The organism is Catenulispora sp. GP43, from assembly GCF_041260665.1.
Classification (GTDB): Bacteria; Actinomycetota; Actinomycetes; order Streptomycetales; family Catenulisporaceae; genus Catenulispora.
Genome location: NZ_JBGCCT010000006.1, coordinates 281,423 through 302,053, shown reverse-complemented (window position 1 = coordinate 302,053; position 20,631 = coordinate 281,423). Strand labels below are relative to the sequence as shown.

The 20,631-nt window shown below is 72.3% G+C and carries 21 protein-coding genes; 3 read left to right on the top strand and 18 right to left on the bottom strand.

Annotated features, from left to right (window positions below; all coding sequences use genetic code 11):
* Positions 1-89: 89 nt before the first annotated feature.
* Both ABH926_RS15490 and ABH926_RS15485 read right to left on the bottom strand, forming a co-directional pair.
* Positions 90-746 carry a hypothetical protein gene (locus ABH926_RS15490; protein WP_370366242.1) on the bottom strand — a complete coding sequence of 219 codons (657 nt, stop codon included), beginning with the start codon at positions 744-746 and terminating at the stop codon, positions 90-92.
* Positions 747-832: 86 nt separating this feature from the next.
* Positions 833-1,381: a hemerythrin domain-containing protein gene (locus ABH926_RS15485; protein WP_370366241.1), complete on the bottom strand. Its 549-nt coding sequence runs from the start codon at positions 1,379-1,381 to the stop codon at positions 833-835.
* Positions 1,382-1,568: 187 nt separating this feature from the next.
* On the opposite strand from ABH926_RS15485, the gene ABH926_RS15480 reads away from it, so the two are divergent.
* A complete protein-coding gene (locus ABH926_RS15480; RefSeq protein ID WP_370366240.1) occupies positions 1,569-1,868 on the top strand; it encodes an adhesin in 300 nt (99 codons plus the stop codon).
* 82 nt (positions 1,869-1,950) lie between these two features.
* On the opposite strand, the gene ABH926_RS15475 is transcribed toward ABH926_RS15480, so the two are convergent.
* On the bottom strand, positions 1,951-3,471 hold the full coding sequence (locus tag ABH926_RS15475) for a glycoside hydrolase family 130 protein (RefSeq protein ID WP_370366238.1): 1,521 nt from the start codon (positions 3,469-3,471) through the stop codon (positions 1,951-1,953).
* Between the two features lie 479 nt (positions 3,472-3,950).
* Here ABH926_RS15475 and ABH926_RS15470 point away from each other — a divergent pair, with 479 nt between their 5' ends.
* Positions 3,951-5,063 (top strand): aldo/keto reductase, encoded by a 1,113-nt coding sequence (locus ABH926_RS15470; RefSeq protein ID WP_370366237.1) that lies wholly within the window; start codon positions 3,951-3,953, stop codon positions 5,061-5,063.
* 121 nt (positions 5,064-5,184) lie between these two features.
* Here ABH926_RS15470 and ABH926_RS15465 read toward each other — a convergent pair whose 3' ends face one another.
* From ABH926_RS15465 to ABH926_RS15415, 11 genes are all read right to left on the bottom strand, one after another.
* Positions 5,185-5,937 carry an ABC transporter ATP-binding protein gene (locus ABH926_RS15465; protein ID WP_370366236.1) on the bottom strand — a complete coding sequence of 251 codons (753 nt, stop codon included), beginning with the start codon at positions 5,935-5,937 and terminating at the stop codon, positions 5,185-5,187.
* A complete protein-coding gene (locus ABH926_RS15460; protein ID WP_370366235.1) occupies positions 5,937-6,902 on the bottom strand; it encodes an ATP-binding cassette domain-containing protein in 966 nt (321 codons plus the stop codon). The genes ABH926_RS15465 and ABH926_RS15460 overlap by 1 nt, the downstream gene beginning before the upstream one ends.
* Positions 6,899-7,876: a branched-chain amino acid ABC transporter permease gene (locus ABH926_RS15455; RefSeq protein ID WP_370366234.1), complete on the bottom strand. Its 978-nt coding sequence runs from the start codon at positions 7,874-7,876 to the stop codon at positions 6,899-6,901. The genes ABH926_RS15460 and ABH926_RS15455 overlap by 4 nt, the downstream gene beginning before the upstream one ends.
* Positions 7,877-7,902: 26 nt before the next feature.
* Entirely contained in the window at positions 7,903-8,787 is an 885-nt protein-coding gene (locus tag ABH926_RS15450; protein WP_370366233.1) for a branched-chain amino acid ABC transporter permease, read from the bottom strand.
* 172 nt (positions 8,788-8,959) lie between these two features.
* Positions 8,960-10,165, bottom strand: a complete 1,206-nt coding sequence (locus ABH926_RS15445) for an ABC transporter substrate-binding protein (RefSeq protein ID WP_370366231.1) — start codon at positions 10,163-10,165, stop codon at positions 8,960-8,962.
* 168 nt (positions 10,166-10,333) lie between these two features.
* Positions 10,334-10,921: an ATP/GTP-binding protein gene (locus tag ABH926_RS15440; protein WP_370366230.1), complete on the bottom strand. Its 588-nt coding sequence runs from the start codon at positions 10,919-10,921 to the stop codon at positions 10,334-10,336.
* Positions 10,918-11,355, bottom strand: a complete 438-nt coding sequence (locus tag ABH926_RS15435) for a roadblock/LC7 domain-containing protein (RefSeq protein ID WP_370366229.1) — start codon at positions 11,353-11,355, stop codon at positions 10,918-10,920. Before ABH926_RS15435 ends, ABH926_RS15440 begins: the two co-directional genes overlap by 4 nt.
* Complete coding sequence (locus ABH926_RS15430) at positions 11,356-14,313, bottom strand: nitrate- and nitrite sensing domain-containing protein (RefSeq protein WP_370366228.1); 2,958 nt, start codon at positions 14,311-14,313, stop codon at positions 11,356-11,358. It lies immediately after the preceding gene.
* Positions 14,314-14,741: 428 nt separating this feature from the next.
* The gene (locus tag ABH926_RS15425; RefSeq protein ID WP_370366227.1) at positions 14,742-15,911 is read right to left on the bottom strand and encodes an oxygenase MpaB family protein; all 1,170 of its coding nucleotides are present in this window, start codon (positions 15,909-15,911) and stop codon (positions 14,742-14,744) included.
* 26 nt (positions 15,912-15,937) lie between these two features.
* Positions 15,938-16,981, bottom strand: coding sequence for a polyprenyl synthetase family protein (locus ABH926_RS15420; protein WP_370366225.1), 1,044 nt, complete (start codon positions 16,979-16,981; stop codon positions 15,938-15,940).
* A 1-nt stretch (position 16,982) separates the two neighbouring features.
* Positions 16,983-17,261, bottom strand: a complete 279-nt coding sequence (locus ABH926_RS15415; protein ID WP_370366224.1) for a hypothetical protein — start codon at positions 17,259-17,261, stop codon at positions 16,983-16,985.
* Positions 17,262-17,392: 131 nt separating this feature from the next.
* Between ABH926_RS15415 and ABH926_RS15410 the strand changes: the two genes are divergently transcribed.
* Entirely contained in the window at positions 17,393-17,956 is a 564-nt protein-coding gene (locus ABH926_RS15410) for a hypothetical protein (protein ID WP_370366223.1), read from the top strand.
* Here ABH926_RS15410 and ABH926_RS15405 read toward each other — a convergent pair.
* From ABH926_RS15405 to ABH926_RS15390, 4 genes are all read right to left on the bottom strand, one after another.
* A complete protein-coding gene (locus tag ABH926_RS15405; RefSeq protein WP_370366222.1) occupies positions 17,940-18,353 on the bottom strand; it encodes a hypothetical protein in 414 nt (137 codons plus the stop codon). The two genes, ABH926_RS15410 and ABH926_RS15405, sit on opposite strands and share 17 nt — an antisense overlap.
* 61 nt (positions 18,354-18,414) lie before the next feature.
* A complete protein-coding gene (locus ABH926_RS15400) occupies positions 18,415-19,206 on the bottom strand; it encodes an alpha/beta fold hydrolase (RefSeq protein ID WP_370366221.1) in 792 nt (263 codons plus the stop codon).
* Positions 19,203-19,622, bottom strand: a complete 420-nt coding sequence (locus ABH926_RS15395) for a hypothetical protein (RefSeq protein WP_370366220.1) — start codon at positions 19,620-19,622, stop codon at positions 19,203-19,205. Before ABH926_RS15395 ends, ABH926_RS15400 begins: the two co-directional genes overlap by 4 nt.
* Before the next feature lie 76 nt (positions 19,623-19,698).
* Positions 19,699-20,562 carry a LysR family transcriptional regulator gene (locus ABH926_RS15390; RefSeq protein WP_370366337.1) on the bottom strand — a complete coding sequence of 288 codons (864 nt, stop codon included), beginning with the start codon at positions 20,560-20,562 and terminating at the stop codon, positions 19,699-19,701.
* Positions 20,563-20,631 lie beyond the last annotated feature (69 nt).

Below are 20,631 nucleotides of genomic sequence, written 5' to 3'. Positions count from 1 at the left end.
ATACCCCCCATCCTGTACCAGTGCCGCGCACCGGCGGAAGACAGCCGGGCGCGGGCGGTTCGTGCTCTGTTTCTCTTCCCGCACAGCGATCAGTCCAGCCCGGCGACCTCCACCGATGGCAGGTCCTTGATCTGGTGTTTGGTCAGCCGGACGGTGACGCCCGCGGCGTCGATGCCGGAGACCTCGCCCACCGGGATCGCCACCCGCTTGTGGCCCCACAGGTGGCCCTCGTCGAGCAGCACGTGGGTGACCGCCTCGTCGCCGGGGTCCACCACCAGGCCGCGGACGTGCCCGATGTGCCCGTCGCTGGCCGCGACCCGCTCCCCGCGCCGGATCCGCACCTGTCCGGCCGGGACCCGGTCCTCGAGCTCGATGCGCGAGGAGCCCATCGTCTCGGCGCCGGCGATGTCCGTGCCCGGCACCAGGCCGTAGTGCGGCCAGTAGACGACCTCTCCCTCCTGGAAGCCGTACCGCCGCTCGGCGTCCGGCGCCGTGAGGAAGTGGGTCGCGACCGAGGGCTCCAGCGCGGCGAACTCGTCCCGGGTGCAGCTCAGACGCACCCCCTGGGCGTCGGCGCGCGCCAGCTCCGCCGGGACCAGGCGTCCGGCGGTTCCGCCCGGGGTCACCACGATCAGGTGGGTGAGCCGCTCGGCGACCGGGTCGACGACGATGCAGACCACGTGACCGCAGCGCTCGCCCTGGCAGCGGACGACGCTGCCGATGTCGTATTCCTCGAAGGCGTTCATCGCTACCTCCTTCCACCCCCAGTCTTCTCCCCCGCAGGCTCCCCGGCACGGGCAGTCCGGCTCAGGTCCGGTACGCCCGGGCGTGCTCAGGTGTCGAAGAGCACCGCGCGCACCCGGTCGACGACGCTGCCGGCCGCGTTGTCGGCCGCGGTATCGGCCCCGACCTGGGCCGGCACGGCCGCGCTGTCCGCCCGCCGCCGAGCCGCGGCCATCTGCTGCCCGGCGGCCAGCAGCTCACTCTGGTCGCACTCCCGGGTGAGCTCGACGAAGGTGATCCGCTCCTCGTGCTCGATGTGCCCGCGCGCCGCCGCCACCAGCTGCGCCAGCAGCGGCTCGAACCGGGCGTCGGAGGGGTCCTTGTCCTCCAGGTCGCGCACCATGTGCTCGACGGTGAGGTGCTCGGCGGCGTGCCGGTCGGCCAGCTCCTCGCCGTCGGCCAGCGTGCGGCGCGCCAGCGGGAGCAGGTAGCGCTGCGCGGCGGCGGCGTGCCAGGCCAGCTCCAGCGCCAGGGCGTCCACCAGCGGCTTGCGCGCGCCCTCGGGGCCCCCGGCCTCCAGGCGCTCGAAGAGCTGCTCGACCGCACGGTGCTCGCCGGACAGGACCTCGATCACGTCACGGCGGTCGGTCACGCTCATCCGGTGGCTCCTCGATCCCGGCCGACCAGGCTGGTCGGCATCGCTATCCGGTAACCCGTGAAGCCGTCCGTAAACACACCCGATCGGGTGACAGGTGACCCGGCTCGACCTCCACCTGATGTTTAGGACTCAGGGACCGGGTAACCGCCTCGAGTACCCATCCGACGACAAGCACCGGGAGGAAGTCTTGCTGACTCTCACCGACCGGGCCGCCGAGGCCGTCCGTAACCTGACCACGCAATCCGATCTGCCCGACGAAAGTGCCGGGCTGCGCATCGTCTCGCACGGCGCGGCCCAGAACAGCGGGCAGGGGCAACTTTCTCTGTCGCTCAGCCAGGGTCCGCACTCCGGCGACGCCGTCGTGGAGACCGGGCCGGCCCGCGTCTTCCTCGAGGCCGAGGCCGCGCAGGCCCTGAACGACCAGCAGCTGGACGCGACGGTCGCCGACGACGGCGGGGTCCGTTTCCTGCTCGCGCCGCAGCAGTAGCGTGGCGGGCCGGGCCGGCCGCGGTGTACGCCGCGGCCGGCCCGGTTTTTTGTATGTACTTGCTAAGTGCCTGGTCAGCCGGTCAGCCGGTCAGCCGGTCGACCAGCCCGGACACCGGCACCGTCGCGAACTCGATCCCCATGTCCCCGAAGCCGTAGGGGATCACCAGCAGGTCCTCGTGCCTGAGCCCGCCGCACGAGTACACGACGTTCGGCACGTACCCGTCCCGCTCGTCGGGCGCCGCGATCAGCAGCGGGTCCCGCAGGGTGCCCACGACGCGCGCCGGGTCCCGCAGGTCCAGCAGCATCGCGCCGAGGGCGTAGGTCCGCATCGGACCGACGCCGTGGGTGAGGACCAGCCAGCCGGCGTCGGTCTCGATCGGCGATCCGCAGTTGCCCACCAGGGTGAGCTCCCAGGGGCGCAGCGGGGCCTCCAGGCTGTGCGAGCGGTGCCAGATCCGGCCGTCGTCCGACGTCGCGAGGGCGTTGCTCTCCCGGTCCCAGCGCGACAGCGCCAGATGGCGGCCCCCGAGCCGGCGCGGGAACAGGGCCAGGCCCTTGCTGCCCACGGCCGTGCCGAAGAGCTGCGCCATGTGGAACGTCCGGAAGTCGGCCGTCTCGACGAGCTGGGTCGCCGACTCCGTGCCGCTGTAGGCGGTGTACGTGCCGCGGTACACCACTGAGCCGTCCGGCTCCGTGCAGCGCACGAACCGCGCGTCCTCGATGCCGCGCCGCTCGGTCGGCGACTGCGGCCACAGGACGTGCTCGGACACGTCGGCCCCGGCGCCGAACTCCAGCTGGTACTGGCAGGCCAGGAACCAGTGGACGCGCGAGACCGTGCGGTAGGTGTTCTCCTGCACCAGCAGCTGCGGGGGCAGCTCCCCCAGCCGCGCCTCCAGCTCGGCGTCCGTGAACCGCTCGGGCAGGTGGTGCAGCAGGTAGGCGAGCACCTCGTCGTCTTCGCCGGCCATGGCGGCCGCCAGCATCGCGCGCTCGTAGTGCGTGGCGCGCACCTGGCCGATGGACGCGTGCGGCGAGGGCCGGTCCACCCGCAGGTCGCCGCGCGGCCCGATGACGCCGGTCCGGAACTCGACGCAGGACAGGTGGCCCTCGCCGATCGCGCGGGCGCTCATCAGGAAGCGGAGTTCGCCGGGCTGCAACCCGCTCTGGTCGGGATGCGGGACCATCGAGGGGTTGGTCAGCGCGGCGCCCTCGATCGCGTACTCGTGGGTGAAATGCGCGCCGATCAGCAGCTTGCGCCGCTCGGAGACGCGGGTGCCGTGGCCGACGCGGTGCTCGATGGTGCGGAAGTTCTCAGAGAACGTCCCCTCCAGGTCGCGGTGCCGCGAGCCGAAGGCCTCCAGGATGTGCGCGTAGGACTTCTCGACCTCCTCCTCCGACAGCGCCAGGACCCGGCGCACCACGCCCCCGGCCCGGGAGTTCATGTCCGGGGGCTGCGCTCCGGGGACGAAGAGCTTGGCGATGACGCGGCTGGGGTCGCGGTTGAGGCGCAGCCTTTTGCGGGTGACAAGCTCGTCTGTCTCTATGCCGCGGGACATCGTCAGGGTTTGTGCGGGCACGGATTCGGCGGTGAAGTCAGCCATAGAGTTGTCAGCCTCCGTCTCCGGCGGGGAAGGGTCACCGGTATCCGGGACTCAGCGGCCCAAAAGTGGTCAAGGTCATGGTAATGGCCTACCTATACCGCCACCCGGGAAGCGGGACGCATGAGTCCGCCGGGGCGCGGAGCGCCGCTGGGATGCCCGGCGGACCGGGCCCTGCGAAAAACGCGCACGGGCATGCTCGGATCGCCCGCCGCGATGCGCTCACGCACCCGTCGTCCGTTTTCGAACAGACTGTCGCGCGCAGCATATCAGCCTACTAATTTCTAGTCCTTACATAAGAATCCTAACTTTCCTATGCTGGGCGCGACCATCCTCGCCGGCGCCGCCACACCGCATCAGGAGGGTACATGCTTCATGCCATCGCCCCAGGTCAAGGGGTACATGAGCAGTCCGCCGAGCTCGGGCCGATACCGGTTCGACGGCTGGGCGCACTGAGCGTCCCGGCCCAGGGACTGGGCTGTATGGGGCTCAGCGAGTTCCGCGGACCGGTGGACCGCGGCGAGGCGCTGCGGGCCGTGCACCGCGCGCTCGACGCGGGCGTGCGGATGCTCGATACCGCGGACATCTACGGACTCGGCCACAACGAGCGCTTGGTCGGGCAGGCCGTCCGGGGAATGACCGTGCAGTACGAACCGCTGCTCCGCCGGTTCGGCGCGGAGCAGGTCATGGGGGTGTGCGGCCCGAGCGAACTGCACGCGCACGGCGACACCTTCACCGAGGTCTGCCGCAACCTGGGCTACGCGAGCATCAAGATGTGGCCGTACTCCCCGATGATCGGCTTCGAACGCGCCCTGCGCGTCATGCGCGAGCTGCCGGTGACCGGCCTGTTCTGCACCCCGGGCATGGCTGTGGCCCTGGCGAAGGCCGCGGTCCGCGCGGGCTCCGACCCGCGCCGGGACTTCGCGATGGACGTCCTGATGCTCACCGGCGAGACGGCGCCGCCGAGCCTGCTGGCGCACATCGGCGAACTCTGGGACGCCGAGGCCCACCTGGCACTGTACGGATCGCAGGAGTCATCGGTCCTGGCACTCGGCTCGGCCGACGGCGATCTGCGCCTGACCCCGCTGCTGAACCACTACGAGGTCGTGGACCCGGTGTCGCTGGAGCCCGCGGCCCCCGACGCGGACGGCGTCCTACGCGGCGAGATGGTGGCGACACACCTGTATCAGGGAGCGAAGCCACTGGTCCGCTACCGCACCGGCGACCTGGTGCGGCTGTATCCGGACGGCAGCGTCGAGGTGCTGGGACGCGCGGCGGCCCGATTGTCGGTGAACGGCGTCGAGACGACGGTCTACGACCTGGAGGACGTGCTGATCACGGGCATCAGCGGATATCTTGATCACAGGATCCTGATCGGCGAGCGCGACGGCCGCGACGCGCTGACCCTGGTACTGACGCCCGAGCACGACGGCGTGCTCCCGCAGCAGCTCGACGCGCCGATCGCCGCCTGCCGCGAGGCTTTCGGCACCGACCTCGACGTGGTCGTCGCCGACGCCGAGACGGTGCTGGACGCGACCGCGCCGGTCAGCTGGAAGACGCCGCGGATCCACGACCGGCGGACGGGGCGCGGTTGAGGCGGACGCGCGCCGGGCCGAATCGGGCGCTGAGCCAGATCTCCCGCGCGGAATCAGGCATCAGCGGCCCGGCCCGGCACCGCTCAGGCGTCGAAGCACCGCCGGCCCGACTCACCCAGGCTCATCCCCGGCTCAGGCCGCTGACACTCCCGCCCTCCGCCGTGGCGTGCCCCATCGCCTCGGCGGCCAGATCCGGCTGGTCCACCAGCTCCTTCGCGCTGAACTCGTCGGCGACCCGGCCGGCGACCAGGATCGTCACCCGTTCGGCGACCTCGACGGCGAAGGCCGGGCGGGGTGCGGCGACCAGGATCGTCAGGCCCTGCTCCGGCAGGGTCCTGATGAGCGCCGCTATGTCCTGCACGATCAGCGGGGCCAGGCCCTCGGTGGGCTCGTCGAGCAGCAGCAGGCGCGGTTGGCCCAGCAGCGCGCGGGCGATGGCCAGCATCTGCTGCTCGCCGCCGGACAGCTGGCGGCCTCGGTGCCCCGCGCGCTCGGCCAGGCGGGGCAGCAGTTCCTTGACGCCCTCCGGTGTCCAGCGCGCGGCGGCGCGCTCGCGCCGGGTACGGCGGCCGAAGGCCAGGGTCAGGTGCTCCTGGACGGTCAGCCCCGGGAACACTCTGCGGCCCTGCGGGACCAGGCCGACGCCGGAGCGGGCCCGGCGGTGCGCGGGCTGCCGGGTGACGTCGGCGCCGGCCAGCGAGACCTGGCCCGAGGAGGCCGGGACCAGGCCGGAGACGGTGTGGATCAGGGTGGTCTTGCCGGCGCCGTTGTGGCCGACCACCGCGTGCACCGAGCCCTCGGGGATCTCCAGGTCCAGGCCGTGCAGCACGGTGCCGCCGTCGTAGCCGGCGGTCAGGGCGGTCAGGCTCAGCATCAGACGGCCTCCTCGACCACGTCGGTGCCCAGCCCGGGCTCCGGCTCCGAGCCGAGGCCCGACTCAGGCCCCGAGCCGCGGCTCGACTCCGGGTCCGACTCCGGCTCCAGACCCGCACCCAGGCCCGACTCCGGCTCCAGCTCCGACTCCGGCCCCGCGCCCAATCCCGACTCCAGCTCCGACCCCAGCCCCGACTCCCCCAGATACGCCTGCCGCACCGCGGCGTCCGCGGCGATCTGCCCCGGCGTCCCGGTGGCCAGCAGCCGGCCGTCCTGCAGCACGGTGACCGTGTCCGCGACCGCCGACACGAACGCGAAGTCGTGCTCGACCACCACCACCGTCACCTCCCGCGGCAGCGCCCGCATCGCCGTCAGCAGCCGGTCCACGCCCTGGTCGGTCAGGCCGGCCGCGGGCTCGTCGAGCAGCAGCACCCGGGGGTCGGCGGCCAGCGCCATGCCGATGTCCAGCATCCGGCGCTCGCCGTGGGCCAGGGCGCCGGCCGGGCGGTCGGCCAGGGCGGTGATGCCGGCGGTCTCCAGGTAGCGCTCGCAGGACTCGGACAGGCTGCGGTAGCGGCGCCGGCGCCACTTGCCGCGCACGTCGGAGTGCGGCCACGCGGCCAGCGCGATGTTGTCGGCGACCGACAGTGTGCTCCACACGGTCGGCTGCTGGAAGGTGCGCGCGATGCCCAGGCGCGAGCGCTTGGCGCGGGTGGTGCGCGTGACGTCGCGGCCGTCGTAGCGGATCCGGCCGGAGGTCGGGGGCAGCTCGCCGGAGATGAGGTTCAGCAGCGTGGTCTTGCCGGCGCCGTTGGGTCCGATCACCGCGTGCCGCAGCCCCGCCTCGAAGCCCAGGTCCAGGCCGCCGACGGCCAGGGTGCCGCCGGCGAAGGCCTTCGTCAGACCGCTGACCTCGATCATCGCCGGGCCGGTCGGGGGCCGGCTCGCCGAACCCGTGCCCGTCATGCCGGCTCCCCTCGTCGTTTCGGCATCCGGAACCGGATCCCGGCCACGCCGTCGGGCAGTGCGTAGACGGCGATGATGAACATCAGCCCGAGCAGCAGCGGCCCGTGCCCCGGGAAGGGCCCGGCCAGCCAGTCGTTGGTGGCCACGATCAGCCCGGCGCCGAACAGCGCGCCCAGCGGCGAGGTCGCCCCGCCCAGCACCACGGCCAGCAGGACCAGCGCCGAGTTGGAGAAGCTGCCGTCGTCCGGCGACACGTACTGGTTGACCGAGCACATCAGGACCCCGCCGAAGCCGGCCAGCCCGCCGGCCGCCACATAGGCCAGCCACTGGTAGCGCGACACCGGGTGGCCGGCCGAGCGCATCCGCGCCTCGTGGTCGCGGCAGGCCAGCAGCAGCTTGCCGACCGGCGAGCGCAGCACCCACCACACGAGCGCGACGATCACCGTCGTGGAGGCGAGCACGAACCAGTACACGGACCGGTCGGAATCCAGCGCCGCCATCCCGGGCAGCGGGTTCAGCGGCGGGATGCCGTACATCCCGTCGGTGCCGCCGGTCAGCGAGCGCCACTCCCCGGCGGCGGTGACCGTGAGCTCGCCGAGCGCCAGCGTGGTCATCAGGAACGCGACCCCGCGCGTGCGCACGGCGACCAGCCCGGTGGCCGCGGCGAAGCCGGCGGCGGTGAGCGTCCCGCACAGCAGCTGCACGACGCCGATGGTATGCCCGTGGGTGCCCAGGATCCCGGCGGTGTAGGCGCCGACCAGGAACGGCGCGGCCTGGCCCATCGTCGGCAGGCCCGTGAAGCCGGCCAGGATGCTGACGCTGACCGCCAGCACCCCCAGGGCCAGCGCCTTGGACAGCAGGCTGATGCCGTAGCCGTCGAAGCTGGAGGGCGCGATGAGCAGGAAGGCGGCCAGGGCCGCGAGCGGCACGCCGACCCGCACCCGCGGCGAGTTCAGGAGCGCTGGGAGGTTCATGCGCGCGGGGTTCATGCGTACGGGGTTCACGCGTGCGCCCCCGCCGCCGCGCCGACCGGGGCCGCCGAGCCCCGGAAGGTCCGGGCCACCAGCGCCAGGGCCATCAGCCCGAACAGCAGGTAGGGGGCCCAGTTGGAGGAGATCGACACGCCGAGCGTCTCGATCTCCCCGACCGCGATCGCCGCCACGAACGCCCCGACCACCGAGCCGGGCTTGCCGAGCACGATGACCACCATCGAGAGCATCAGGACCTTGTCGGCGGTGTCCGGGCCCGGGCCGATGATCGGCGCGCCCAGACCGCCGGCCAGCCCGGCCAGCGCCCCGGCGGCGCCGCACAGCGCCGCGTGCACCCGCCACGGCGCGTAGCCCATGGCGCCGACCATGTCCCGGTCGTCGGCCGCGGCCCGCAGCAGCGCCCCGGCCCGGGTGCGTCCCAGGACGTAGGTGCCGGCCAGCGCCAGCACCGAGGCGACCACGATGAACATCAGGCGGTAGGTCGGGTAGACGTGCCCGAGGATGTGCACCGTGCCGTTCACCGAGTTCGGGATCACGACCGGGTGCGGGTCCCCGCCGTAGACGGTGCTCAGGATGTCGCCGCCGACCAGGGCCAGGCCGAAGGTCAGCAGCGCCTGGGGCAGATGGCCGCGTTCGGCCAGCGGCAGCGTCCCGGCGGCCAGCACCGCGCCGCCGAGCGTGCCGCCGACCGTGGCCGCGGCCAGCCCCAGGAAGGCCGACGACCAGGAGCCGTCGGACACCGTGGCGGCCAGGTAGCCGCCGAGCGCGAACAGGGTCCCGTGGGCGATGTTCAGCACACCGCCGATCCCGAACAGCAATGTCAGGCCCGCGGCCGCGACGAACAGCAGCAGCCCGTAGGCCACCCCGTCCAGCGCGGGCACGAAGTGCGTGCCCATGGAACCCCTTTCGCAGTGCTCTTGCTGGTTGTGCGCGTCGTGCTGGTGGTGCAGGTTACGCCGATCGCGCCGGGAACGTCGTCGGTTCCCGGCGCTCGGTGTTCAACTGTCAGTGTTCGATGATCAGCGTTCAATGACCAATGTTCGATGATCAGTGTTCGAGGATCAGCGCTCAGCTGCCGATGGTGGCCAGGTCGCCGATCTTCACGTTGGCCAGCGCGGTGCCGTCCATCTCGACCTTGCGCAGGTACCACTTCTGGACCGGGACGTGGGTGTCGGCCGACAGCTGCCAGGTGCCGCGCGGGCTGTCGATCTGGCCCATCGCCTTGATCGCGGAGTTGACCGCGTCCGGCGTCAGGTTCGAGCCGGCCTTGGCGATCGCCTGGTCCAGCACCGAGGCCGCGTCCCAGCTGTACATCGCGGTCGCCGGCGGCGCCTCGCCGCTGTACTTCTGGCCCCAGGCCGAGACGAACTCGCGGTTGGCGGCGCTGGAGATGTCCGGCGAGTAGTTCATCGAGGTGATGATGCCGCCGGCCGCCGGGCCCTCGGCCTTGAGCGTGGCGCCCTCGGTGATGAAGCCGGCCGCGTACAGCGGGATGTCCTTGGCGTCGGACTGCGACCACTGCTTCACGAAGTCGATCGCGTTCTGGCCGGTGTAGAAGCAGTAGATGGCCTTGGCGCCGGAGGCCTTGACCTTGGCCAGGTAGGGCGTGAAGTCCTGGGTGGTCGGGAACGGCGTGAAGGTGGGCTTGCCGCCGTCGTTGGCGAGCTTGCCGCCGGCCTTGGTGTAGGAGTCGGTGAAGCCGCGCAGCTGGTCGTAGCCGCCCTGGTAGTCCGGGCCGAAGGCGTAGACCGAGCCCTGGATGTTCTGCGCCATGTACGGGCCCATCGCGCCACCGGGGTCGGTGGACATGAAGCTCATGGTCCACAGGTGCGAGACGTCCTTCATCGTCGGCCGGCCGCCGGTGTTGACCACCGGCACCCCCGCGGCGCTGGCGATCGGCACCACGGCCTGGATCGTCGGCGTCGCCACGATGCCGGCGATGGCCAGCACGTGGTCCTGCTCGATCATCTTCTTGGCCACCGGCACCGCCGCCGCGCCGCCGTTGGCCTCGTCGCCCACGTCCAGCTTGACGGTGTGGCCGCCGAGCTTGTCGCCGTGGGTGTCCAGGTAGAGCTGGAACCCGTTGAGGTGGTCCGGGCCCAGCGCCTTGTTGCTGCCGGTCAGCGCGGTGATCAGGCCGATGGTGATGGGCGAGTCGCCCTTGGCGGCACTCTTGCTCGACGTGCTGCTGCTGCAGCCGGCCACGGCGAGCACGGTCACCGCGCCCACGGCCACGACGGCGCGCAGGCGCGCCGGAACTCGGGACGAGAACAACGCTGTCTCCTTAAACGATTGATATCAGGGTTCACACGGAACTGGCCCGCCGGCCGGAGCGGCCGGCGGCCCCACATCTGGCGGGAGCCACCGGGGGTTCGGTGGTCCCGCAGTGCGCTGGTGCAGTGCGCTGGTGCTGTACGGCTGTGCTGTCCGGCCCGCCGGACGTCACTGTCCGGCGTAGGCCGCGTCCGGGTTCATCCGGAGCTGGGTCACCGCGTGCTCCACCAGGGTGACCAGCACGCGCTTGCTCGACTCGCGCCGGCGCGCGTCGCACATCAGCAGCGGGACCGAGTCCCGGACCGAGAGCGCGTCGCGGATCTCCTCGTGGCCGTGCATCGGGGCGCCGTCGAACTGGTTGATCGCCACGACGTGCGGGATCGAGCGGTGCTCGAAGAAGTCGATGGCCGCGAAGGCGTCGTCCAGCCGGCGCACGTCGGCCAGCACGACGGCGCCGATCGCACCGCGCGAGAGCTCGTCCCAGAAGAACCAGAAGCGCTCCTGCCCCGGCGCGCCGAACAGGTACAGGATCAGGTCCTGGGCCAGGGTGATGCGGCCGAAGTCCATCGCCACCGTGGTCGCGGTCTTGCCCGGGATGCCGCGGACGTCGTCGATGCCCGCCCCCGCGACGGTCATCTCCGCCTCGGTGGTCAGCGGCTGGATCTCGGAGACCGAGCCGACCAGCGTGGTCTTGCCGACCCCGAAGCCCCCGGCCACGACGATCTTCGCCGCGGTGGCCTGGTTCGCGCGGTTCACCGCATCCTCGCCGAGGCCTCGCGGGCCAGCATCCGGGACCGGGCCATCGGCGTCAGCGCGGCACCGACCTGGTTGATCAGCTCGGCCATGGTGTAGGAGACCTGGCCGATGTCGCACTCGCGGCGGGCGAAGACCAGCAGCGAGGCGCCGTCGCTGACCGCCATGGAGAACAGGAAGCCGCCGAACAGCTCGGTCAGGTTGCTCTGCACCGGGGCCGCGTGCAGCAGCCGGGCGGCGCCGGCCAGCAGGCCGACCAGCCCGGAGGCCACCGCCGCCAGGTTCTCGGCCTGCTCGTCGGTCAGGTCGGCGCTGGCCGCCACCACCAGGCCGTCCGCCGAGACGGCCAGGGCGTGCACGACGCCGGGCACGCGCAGTGCGAAATCGTTGAGTAGCCAGTCCAGATTGTCGGGGGGACTGCTGGGCATGAGCGACATTTAGAAGGTCCCTGTGCTTGAAGGCGGCGTGTAGGGGGTCTGGGGGGCACTGCCGGGGGCGCCGCGGCCGCCGATCCCGCGGGCGTAGGCCACCATCGAGGCCGAGACCCGGGACGGGTCGCGCTCGGCCGGGCTGGTCGCCTCCGGTGCCTCGTCCATGGCCTCGGCAGGGAGCCGGGCCAGCGGCACCCGCTTGGGCAGGCCGTGCGTCGTCTTGACCCTGACCTGCTCGGCGGGCGCCGGCGCCGGTGCCGGCTGCTGGGCCGGTACCGGTGCCTGGGCGGCGATCGGCAGAGCGGGCTGGGTCTGGAACGACGGCTGGACCGGCACCGGGGGCCGGGACTGGAACGAGGGCTGGCCCTGGTAGGACGGCTGGCTCCCGGGGGTGGGCGCAGCCGGGTACGCAGGATGGGACTGGAATGAAGGCTGACCCTGGTAGGACGGCGCCGGGGGTTCGAACGCCGCCCTGACCTGGTACTCGGGCTGTGCCTGCGGCTGGTACGAGGGCTGGCCGGCGGCCCGGGCGGCCGCCGCGTGCGCGGCCTGGACCGCCTGGGCCTGCGCGGCTTGCGCGGCCTGCGCCTGCGCGGCCTGGGCCGCCTCGGCCGCCGCCCGGCCGCGCAGCGCGCTGGCCAGCCACGGGCTCACCGGGCCGTCGGCCGCCGTCGCGGCGCCGGCCGGGGACATCGGAGCCGCGGGACCTGCCGGCCGGCTCAGTGGCCTGACACGGATGGGGGCCGGCGGGAAACCGTTGACGCCTTCTGTGATTCCCGCCTGCGTCGTGCCATAAGGGCCGGTGTCCATGGCCTGCGCGGACGTCGGCTGATGCGGGAACGGCGCGGGCCGGTGCTGCGGATCGGGGCCGACCGGCGCGCCGACCTGCTCGGCGCCGTCCTCCTGCGCCCCGCCCCGGCGGCGCCGGCCGCCGTTGACCGCGCCGGTCTGGTTGGCGCCGACGCTCTGCGCCCCGGCGTTCGGACCGCGCACGCCGGGCTGTCCCATCCCGGAGGCCAGCGAGTTGATCGCGGCCGTCGGCAGCGACTGGAAGGAGGTGTCCGGCGATCCCGGCGCCCAGTACAGCGTGGGCGGCAGGACCAGCTCGGCGATCGTCCCGCCCTGCGGGTTCTGCCGCAGCTCCACGGCTATGCCGTACCAGGACGCCAGCTGGCCGGCCACGGTCAGGCCCATCGCCTTGACCGAGGCGGCGTCCAGGTGGGTCGGGGTGGTCAGCCGGGCGTTGAGCTCCGAGCGGCGCCGCGGCGTCATCCCGATGCCGCGGTCGGTGATCTGCACGATGATCCGGTCGGCCAGCACGCGCATGTCGACCAGCACCCGGCTGTCCGGGGAGGAGAACGCGGTCGCGTTGTCCAGCAGTTCGGCACACAGGTGCACCAGGTGGTCGACCACCGGCGGGGCCACGACCACGCCCATGTCGACGTTCACCAGGTCCACGCGCGAGTAGCGCTCGATGCGGCCGGCCGCGCCGCGGATCACGTCGATCAGCGGCACGCCCTCGTCGCGCACCCGCACCGTGCCCTCGCCGCCGAGCACCAGCAGGCTCTCGTTGTTGCGGGTCATGCGGGCGGCCAGGTGGTCCAGCACGAACAGCCGGGCCAGGCGGTCCGGGTCCTGCTCGTCGCGCTCGGCCTTGTCCAGCTCCAGGGTGAGCGCGCCGGTCAGGCGCTCGCCGCGGCGGGCCAGGGCGACGAAGGCGGCGCCGACGCCGGCGCGCAGCAGCACCTGTTCGGCGGCGGTCCGGATGGCCTCGCGCCGGACCGCGTTGAAGGCCCGGGCCACGGCGGCGATCTCGTCGTCGCCCTTCACCGGCAGACCGCCGGCCGCCTCGTCGGCGAACTCCTCGGGGGTCTGGCCGGTCAGCGAGCCGGTGCCGCGCAGCGCCTGCACCGCGGCCGGCAGGTCCTCGAAGGCGACCGCGTGCGCGCCGTCGCGCAGGCCTCGCAGACCCTTGATGATCGGCCGGCCCAGCCGCAGGCTCACCATCAGCGCCAGCAGCACCGTGCCGGCGATCGCCGCGGCCTCGACCCCGGCCAGCTCGCGCTGGCGGGTGCGCTCCTCGGCGATCAGGTCCAGGGTCGCCAGGTCCATGTCGTGGCGCACCCCGTCCAGCGCGGTGAGCCGGGCATCCAGCGGGGGTGTCCACTGCGCCGACGTCACGGACACCGGCGCGCCCGCCGGCGTCTGCGCGACCTGGTCCTCCAGCTGGCCGGCGCCGGCCATGCCGGCCCCGCCGAGTACCTGGTTCGGGACGTCCTTCCAACTCGCCGGGGCCAGCGCGCCGAAGGACTCCATCGCGCTGGCGTAGCTGGAGCGGCTGCCGATCAGGTCCTGGGCGGCCGAGGCGGTCTGCGCCTTCTCGCCCATGGTGCGCAGGACGTCCGACTCCTCGCCGGACAGCGCTTCCCGAGCGTCGCTGAGCGCCGAGGTCGCCCGCAGCATGGTCGCCACCTGGTTGGAGGCGCCGGAGTTCTGCACCAGGTCGTGGTAGGACAGCAGGTCGGAGATGACGATGTGGTACTGGAAGTCGGCCGACGAGAGCGTTTTCGGCGAGTTGCCGCGGATCAGGTCGCGCAGCGTCTCGATGGAGCGCAGTTCGCCGTCGATCCGGGACAGCAGGGCCTTGCCGTCCGAGGACAGCCACGGCATGTTCCGCAGCTTGTCCTCGTAGGCCGCGGTGGCCGCCTGCGTCTTGGTGATCTGGTTGTTCAACGCCGTCTGGTCCGCCCCGGCACCGGCCGTCAGGAACAGGGCGACCTGGGTGCGCTCGGCCTGCAGTTCGGCGACCAGGTCGCCGGCCGCCGAGGCGGAGTTCATCAGGGTGTACAGATGCCCGGCGCTGATCGCCCCCGATGTCGAGGTGACCAAGGCCAGCGCCCCGAAACCGGAGACGGCACACAGTGGGACAGCGACCAGTATGCCGAGCTTCTTGGTGATTCTCACGGGGGTGGCCTTTGCGATCCGCGCTGGTCGGCGCATCGGGTGTGAACGACGTCGGTGGCTTTGCGTGGTTCAGCGCTCAATCAAAGTTCTGTCAAAGGCCGACCCGACGGCCACGAAACAGACCACTGCTTTGTTCGAGCGAATGCATGCTAGCGGAAACGGGTTGGCTTGACACAGCCTGGGTGGTGAAACGAACACGGAACGCGTAAAACAGGCGGTGAACAGGCGGTTCGGGGCTTACACGGCGCCGGAGATGTCCGATTCGAGGCATGCCGGGCCGGTGCGTCCGCCAGCGGCGGCTACCGTGTGTTGCCAAAGCCCGAAGAAACATGTGGCTACCCGCACCGAATCCTGGACAGAACGCCATGGGCAATCAGCACCCGAGTATTCGTCCAGGAATTTACGAATACGTAACCTCGGGCGCCGTCTCACGATCCGGTCAGAAGCCGAGAGACCGGAGGCGGCGTCCAGCGTTCATCTTTCGGCCGGTGAACGCCATATTCGTCTTTGAGGTGATCAGGGATCGCATAGTGCATGATCCGGCCGCGCGTCAGTGAGCTGAGTTCGAAGCGGGTGGTGAGCGCGCCGAGCCGGTCGATGACCATCGCGGCGATCGGCGAGCGTTCCTTGAGGTGTTCGGTGACGGCCAGCAGCAGCGGCGCCGCGGGCACCAAGCGGTCGAACACCGCCGAGCGCGGCACCGCCAGCCAGTCCGCGGCGGTGTCGCCGATCAGATAGCGAATCAGGGCTGGAACAACGGGGTCCAGCAGCGTTCCGGGGACCACGTCCTCGTACAGCTCGATGAGCTGACGGGTGAGCTGAACGCCCTGTTCGGAGGGGCCCATGAACTCGGACATGTAGAGGTCTGAGAAATCCCGCGCCTCGGCCAGATCGGCCGGCGCCGCCTCGGTGTCGATGCCGAGCATCGCCCCGACGACCTGCCAGGCGTACAGATACGCCCGCGCACCGGCCTGGGTGACGTGCACGCCCAAGCGGTGCAGCGCGTCCAGCACTTGGATCGAGAACATCATCTGGCCGCCGATCATGTCCTGCTGGCAGATCGGCACACCCCAGGTCGCCTGGTCCCACGCGCCTTCCCGGCGCAGGTGGTGGCGGATGGAGGCGTGCAGGAGCCGGACCTTCTGGGCGGCCGGGACGAACGAGCCGCCGGCCTCGAAGGCGTCCGGGCGCATCAGGTAAACGGTGAACTGCCCGGTCGCGGCCATCCGGTTGGACGGGTAGTCCAGCGCGTGCGTGGCGGCCAGCAGCTTGGCGACGTGCGGCAGCATGTAGCAGGCCGGCATCGAGGCGAAGGACAGCGCCGTGGAGATGTGGACGTTGTTGTCGATGAAGAACATCCGCGCGGTCTCCATCAGGTCCCAGTCGACCCAGTCCGGCGGGGCCGCGGTGGCCGCGAGGTAGTCGTGGGCCGCCGGCGGCAGGCCCTCGGGCAGCGGATCGCCGGAGCGCTCGAACCAGCGCATCAGGGTATTGAAATGGCCGATCCCGCCGCCGGCGAACAGCGCCTCGACGGTGGCGTCGGCGAGCTCGTCGCCGCGCAGCCGCAGCGCGGCCATGGCTTCGGGGGTCACGGGCATGGGGGTCTCCTCGGCGGTGCGGGATGTCAGGACTTGCGGGTGGCGACGGCCTCGGCCAGCTGGTGCAGCGCCTCGGCGGCCGAGCGCGGCAGCGCGGCGCCGGCCAGCGCGGCCCGGGCCCGGCGCACGCGCTGCGCGATCAGCTGCTCGACCCGGCCGCGCGCGCCGCTGCGCTGCAGGATCGCGCGCGTCTCGGCCAGGTCGGCCGGGCCCAGGTCGTCGCGGCCGAGCAGCCGGTCCAGCACCGCGCGGTCGCCGGGCGCGGCGCCCTGCCGGGCGAAGGCCACCAGCGCGGTGGGCCGGGCCGCGACCAGGTCGTCGAGGTTCGACTTGCCGGTGAGCGCCGGGTCGCCGAACACCGCGAGCAGGTCGTCGCGCAGCTGGAAGGCCTCGCCCAGCGGCAGCCCGTAGTCGCTGAAGACGCCGAGCGTGCGCTCGCGGGCGCCGCCGAGCCGGCCGCCGATCTGCAGCGGATGCTCGACGGTGTACTTGGCGGTCTTGTAGCGCACGATCGCCAGCGACTCGGCCGGATCGGTCTCGGTGCCGGTGCGCAGCACCTCCAGGCACTCCCCGGCGATGAGCTCGCGGGCCAGGACGGACCACATCGGCCTGGCGCGCGACAAATACAGCGCGGGCAGCCCGCATCCGGTGAACAGCTGTCCGGCGTAGGCCATCAGCAGGTCGCCGACGAGCAGCGCCAGCGAGCGCGCGGCCCCGTCGGGATCGGGCGCCTTGGCGGTGGCCTCGCGCAGGGCGACATGCGGGGCCGGCAGACCCCGTCGCAGAGGGCTGTCATCGATGAGGTCGTCGTGGACCAGCGCCGCGGCGTGCACCAGTTCCATCGCGGCGGCGGCCCGCACCATCGCCGGGGTGTCCCCCTGTCCGGCCGCGCGCCACCCCCAGTAGCAGAAGGCCGCGCGGATGCGCTTGCCGTCGGCGACCGCGGCCCGCAGCTGGGCCCCGACCGGCGCGAGCAGCGGATCGACGGCTTCGAGCAGATCGGCCTCGGCCCCGACGAAGGCCCGCAGTTCGGTGTCGATCCGGGCTTTCAGATCGGCCTGGGACAGCACCTCAGCCCCCGGTGGCCGGGTCCTGCGCCGCGGCGGCCCGCCGCGCCAGCGCCTCCATGTGCGCCTCCGCCGGCGGCGCGACCCGGTCGAGCACCACGTCGCCGTGCGCCTTCACCTCGCGGTGCAGGTCGGCGGCCATCTCGGGAAGATCGGAGCGCCCCAGCACGCCGCGGGCCCGCCGCACCGCCCCCTCGGCGACCTCCAGTCCGAGGTCGGCCAGCCCCGCCGCCAACCGCACCGCGTCCCGTACCACCGACCCGACCCTGTCCTGCTCAGCCATGGTTGCGCCCCTCCCCCACCCGCGTCCCGCTCCGACGCCCGGCCCCTTCCCGGGCCCGGGCGTCGCCACGCCCCGATTCGCTCGAGCGGGTGATGTGGCTTGACATGCGGATCGGTGAGTAATGTGGCTGCGTGCACTCTCCGCTCAAGACGTTGATAGTGGGCGCCGCCACCGCGCTGCTGGCCGCCGCGTGCACGTCCACGGGGACGACCGGCACCAGTCCCACGGCCGGCACCGGCACCGGCACCGACGCCGACCCCGGTGCGGCGGGGACGAGCGCGGCCACCGCCACCGCGCCGCCGTCGCTCGACGTCACCGGCACCGCACTCGGCGACGGCAGCCCGACGAGCTCAACGCATCCGGCGACGGCGGGCAAAGCCACCGTCTACGGCTGCGACCGCCAGCCGGTGGCGCAGCCGAAGACGTACATCCTGGCCTGCGGCGACGGCGGAACCCTGCTGAACCAGCTGGCCTGGACCGGCTGGGGCAAGGCGAAGGCCACCGCGACCGGGGTGCAGATCCAGAACAGCTGTCAGCCCAGCTGCGCGGCCGGCGCGCCGGTCTCGGCCAAGGCGACGGTGAGCCTCAGCGGCCTGACATCAGGGCACTACACCAAGCTGAGTGTGGTGACCGCCAAGGGCACGACCGCTTACACGATCGACGCCCAGGGTCCGCTCATCACGGGTGGCCGCTGACCGGGACACCGTTGATGTAGCACTGCCCGCCGCTGTAGCAGAAGGTTCGACCGGTGGTCTGTGTGCTCGGCGTGCTCTGTACAGGTGTCGGCTGAGCCGGTGCGGGCTGGACGATGCTCGGCTGCCAGGGCGAGGCCGCCCCGCCGGCCGAACTCGTCATCCCGACCCCGGCCACAACCGCCAGAACCGCCAGAGCCCCCTGCAGCCATCCCTCGGCAGGCCAGCTGCTGCGAAACAGATAGACCGTGTGAACGACCAGGGCGGCGCCGATGACGAGCACCGCCCAGCTGCGAAAGTGCGAAGGCACAGCGAACATCGCTGCCAACCCCACCAGGCAGTCGCCGGCCGCCACCGCCGCCAACCGCAGCGGCCCCGAAGCCTGCGAAGACGAAGACATTGGCCTAGCATGCCAGCACTCTTATACCGTCGGCATCCCAGGTGCCTTCAGGCCTTTCCGTTCACGCGAAGAACTTCGCCAGCACCGGGGCCACGACCTCCGCGCTCACCTCATGCGTCTGCTCGGGCAGGGTGATCCGCTCGGCGTCCGGGCCGGCGCCGGCGATGATCCCGGCCGGGTCGCGCAGGATGTCGGGGCTCGCGCCGCCGTCCATCGCCAGGAGCGGCACCGCGATGGTGGCGATCAGGCCGGTCGGCACCGCACCGCCGGCGGGGTAGCCCAAGGCCGCGTTGTCGTAGGTCAGGGTCTTGGCGACGGCCGTGAACATCGGCCACATCGGCGACTGCCGCATCCCGCCCAGCTGCTCGGCCGGCATGCCCACCAGGGTCATGAACAGGGCCGGCATGTCCTCCAGGCGGCCCTCGTCCAGCGCCTGGTGCAGGTCGGCGGTGTACTTCACGGCGAGTTCGCGGTGCCAGTCCTGGGTCACGTAGGGGACCTCGTAACAGGCCACCTTCGTCACGCCGATGTTCGCGGCGGCCGCCAGCAGCGCCAGGGCGCCGCCGGAGGAGAAGCCGACGACGCGCGCCTGCCCGCCGGCGGCCCGGATCAGCGCCGCGATGTCCTCGACCTCGCGCTGCGGCGAGTAGGCGTCCGCGTCGCCGCTCTCGCCGCGGCCGCGCCGGTCGTAGGTGTACACGGTGTACTCGGAGGCCAGCTGCTCGGCGACGCCGCCGCTGGGCCCGAACGACCGGTGGCACAGCGCGCCGTCGACGATGATCACGGCGGGGCCGTCGCCGGTGGCGGTGTACGCGATGGTGGTGCCGTCGGCCGAGGTCACGGTGCTGTTCATGGGTGGTTCCTTCCAGGAGGGCTTGTCCGTCGCCTGTTCAGACGACGGTCGGCCCCGGAACTCATCGGTGCCTCAGGAAGTGCGGCGCCCTGGCCCCCGGTCGGCGTGGCCGACAGCCGCACCACGTGGTCCGCACCGCCGATGACCGAGGTCTGCGGGTTGGACAGCAGGTTCGCCCAGGGCTGGTTCGTCATGTAGTCCTGGCCGCTGCCGACCGCTTCGGCGAACCCGGACGCGAACGCCTGCGCGCCGGCGGCGTCCGGCGCGGCGGCGCAGATCTCCATGCGGACGTCGGAGGCGCTGGTCGCGGTGACGCCGAGGGCGACCGCCGGCAGTCCGGCACTGTTGATCATCTTCGGATCGGTGATCACGAACGCCTCGAGCGGCGATCCGAGGCAGTCGGCCAGCGGGCCCACCACCGGATCGTCCGATTCTCCGCACGATCCCGCTGCTCGTCATCGATCCCCCTCGACAGCCTTCGGACGAGCTCGGTCACCCACCATAAGTCTGTGCGGCGATCCCGACGAACGACCGGACGAGCGGATCGTCCCGGGCGTCGGCCCAGGCGACGACCAGCGCGCTCGGCGGCGCGTCGGCCACCGGGACGAAGGCGAGCCCGTCCGGAAGCACCTCGGCCCGCGGCGCCAGTCCGATCGTGCCGTTCCAGAGCACGGCTTGCAGGCATTCGTGCACGGTGCGCACCAGCGGGCCCTCGCGCAGCGGGCCCTGCGGCGTCGTGGCGTTCCAGAACGCGCGCCAGACCGGATCGGCACTGTCCGGGAAGCGGAACCAGCGGCGGTCGGCGAGCTCTTCCAGGCGCAGCACCTCGCGGTCGGCCAGCGGGTCGTCGGCCCGCAGCACCGCCCCGACCGGATCCAGGCGGAGTCGCCGAACACTGATACCGGTCTGGTCGAACGGCGCGTAGGTCAGCGCGACGTCCACCAGCCCGGCGCGCAGCCCGGCGGTCGGATCGGTGAAGTCGGCCTCGCGGATCTGGACGTCCACCCGCGGATGGCGGTCGCGGAAGGCCTTCACCAGGTGGGCAGCCGCGGGATCGGCACTGTCGGCCAGCATGCCGACGGTCAGCGTCGCGGCCCCGGCCGACGCCGCCACCTTGGCCCGCAGCCGGTCGGCCTGGTCGAGCAGCGCACGGGCGTCGCGCAGGAACCAGACGCCGACCTCGGTGAGCGCGACCCCGGACGGCGAGCGCTCGAACAGCGCGACGCCGAGATCGGCCTCCAGCTGCCGGATGGCGCGGCTCAGCGGCGGCTGCGTCATGTGCAGCCGACCGGCCGCCCGCCCGAAGTTCAGCTCCTCGGCGACGGCGACGAAGTAGCGCAGGGGGCGCAGTTCCATGTCCACCACAGGCGACGATACCCGCACGGTATCGCCCGTGCCCGATCGGACTTGGACGGCGCCGCGGGC

Bases quoted from the DNA above. Each gene is read 5' to 3' on its own strand.
- ABH926_RS15490 (WP_370366242.1), bottom strand. From the start codon at position 746: ATGAACGCCTTCGAGGAATACGACATCGGCAGCGTCGTCCGCTGCCAG.
- ABH926_RS15485 (WP_370366241.1), bottom strand. From the start codon at position 1,381: ATGAGCGTGACCGACCGCCGTGACGTGATCGAGGTCCTGTCCGGCGAG.
- ABH926_RS15475 (WP_370366238.1), bottom strand. From the start codon at position 3,471: ATGGCTGACTTCACCGCCGAATCCGTGCCCGCACAAACCCTGACGATG.
- ABH926_RS15470 (WP_370366237.1), top strand. From the start codon at position 3,951: ATGGGGCTCAGCGAGTTCCGCGGACCGGTGGACCGCGGCGAGGCGCTG.
- ABH926_RS15465 (WP_370366236.1), bottom strand. From the start codon at position 5,937: ATGCTGAGCCTGACCGCCCTGACCGCCGGCTACGACGGCGGCACCGTG.
- ABH926_RS15460 (WP_370366235.1), bottom strand. From the start codon at position 6,902: ATGACGGGCACGGGTTCGGCGAGCCGGCCCCCGACCGGCCCGGCGATG.
- ABH926_RS15455 (WP_370366234.1), bottom strand. From the start codon at position 7,876: ATGAACCTCCCAGCGCTCCTGAACTCGCCGCGGGTGCGGGTCGGCGTG.
- ABH926_RS15450 (WP_370366233.1), bottom strand. From the start codon at position 8,787: ATGGGCACGCACTTCGTGCCCGCGCTGGACGGGGTGGCCTACGGGCTG.
- ABH926_RS15435 (WP_370366229.1), bottom strand. From the start codon at position 11,355: ATGTCGCTCATGCCCAGCAGTCCCCCCGACAATCTGGACTGGCTACTC.
- ABH926_RS15425 (WP_370366227.1), bottom strand. From the start codon at position 15,911: ATGCCCGTGACCCCCGAAGCCATGGCCGCGCTGCGGCTGCGCGGCGAC.
- ABH926_RS15415 (WP_370366224.1), bottom strand. From the start codon at position 17,261: ATGGCTGAGCAGGACAGGGTCGGGTCGGTGGTACGGGACGCGGTGCGG.
- ABH926_RS15405 (WP_370366222.1), bottom strand. From the start codon at position 18,353: ATGTCTTCGTCTTCGCAGGCTTCGGGGCCGCTGCGGTTGGCGGCGGTG.
- ABH926_RS15400 (WP_370366221.1), bottom strand. From the start codon at position 19,206: ATGAACAGCACCGTGACCTCGGCCGACGGCACCACCATCGCGTACACC.
- ABH926_RS15390 (WP_370366337.1), bottom strand. From the start codon at position 20,562: ATGGAACTGCGCCCCCTGCGCTACTTCGTCGCCGTCGCCGAGGAGCTG.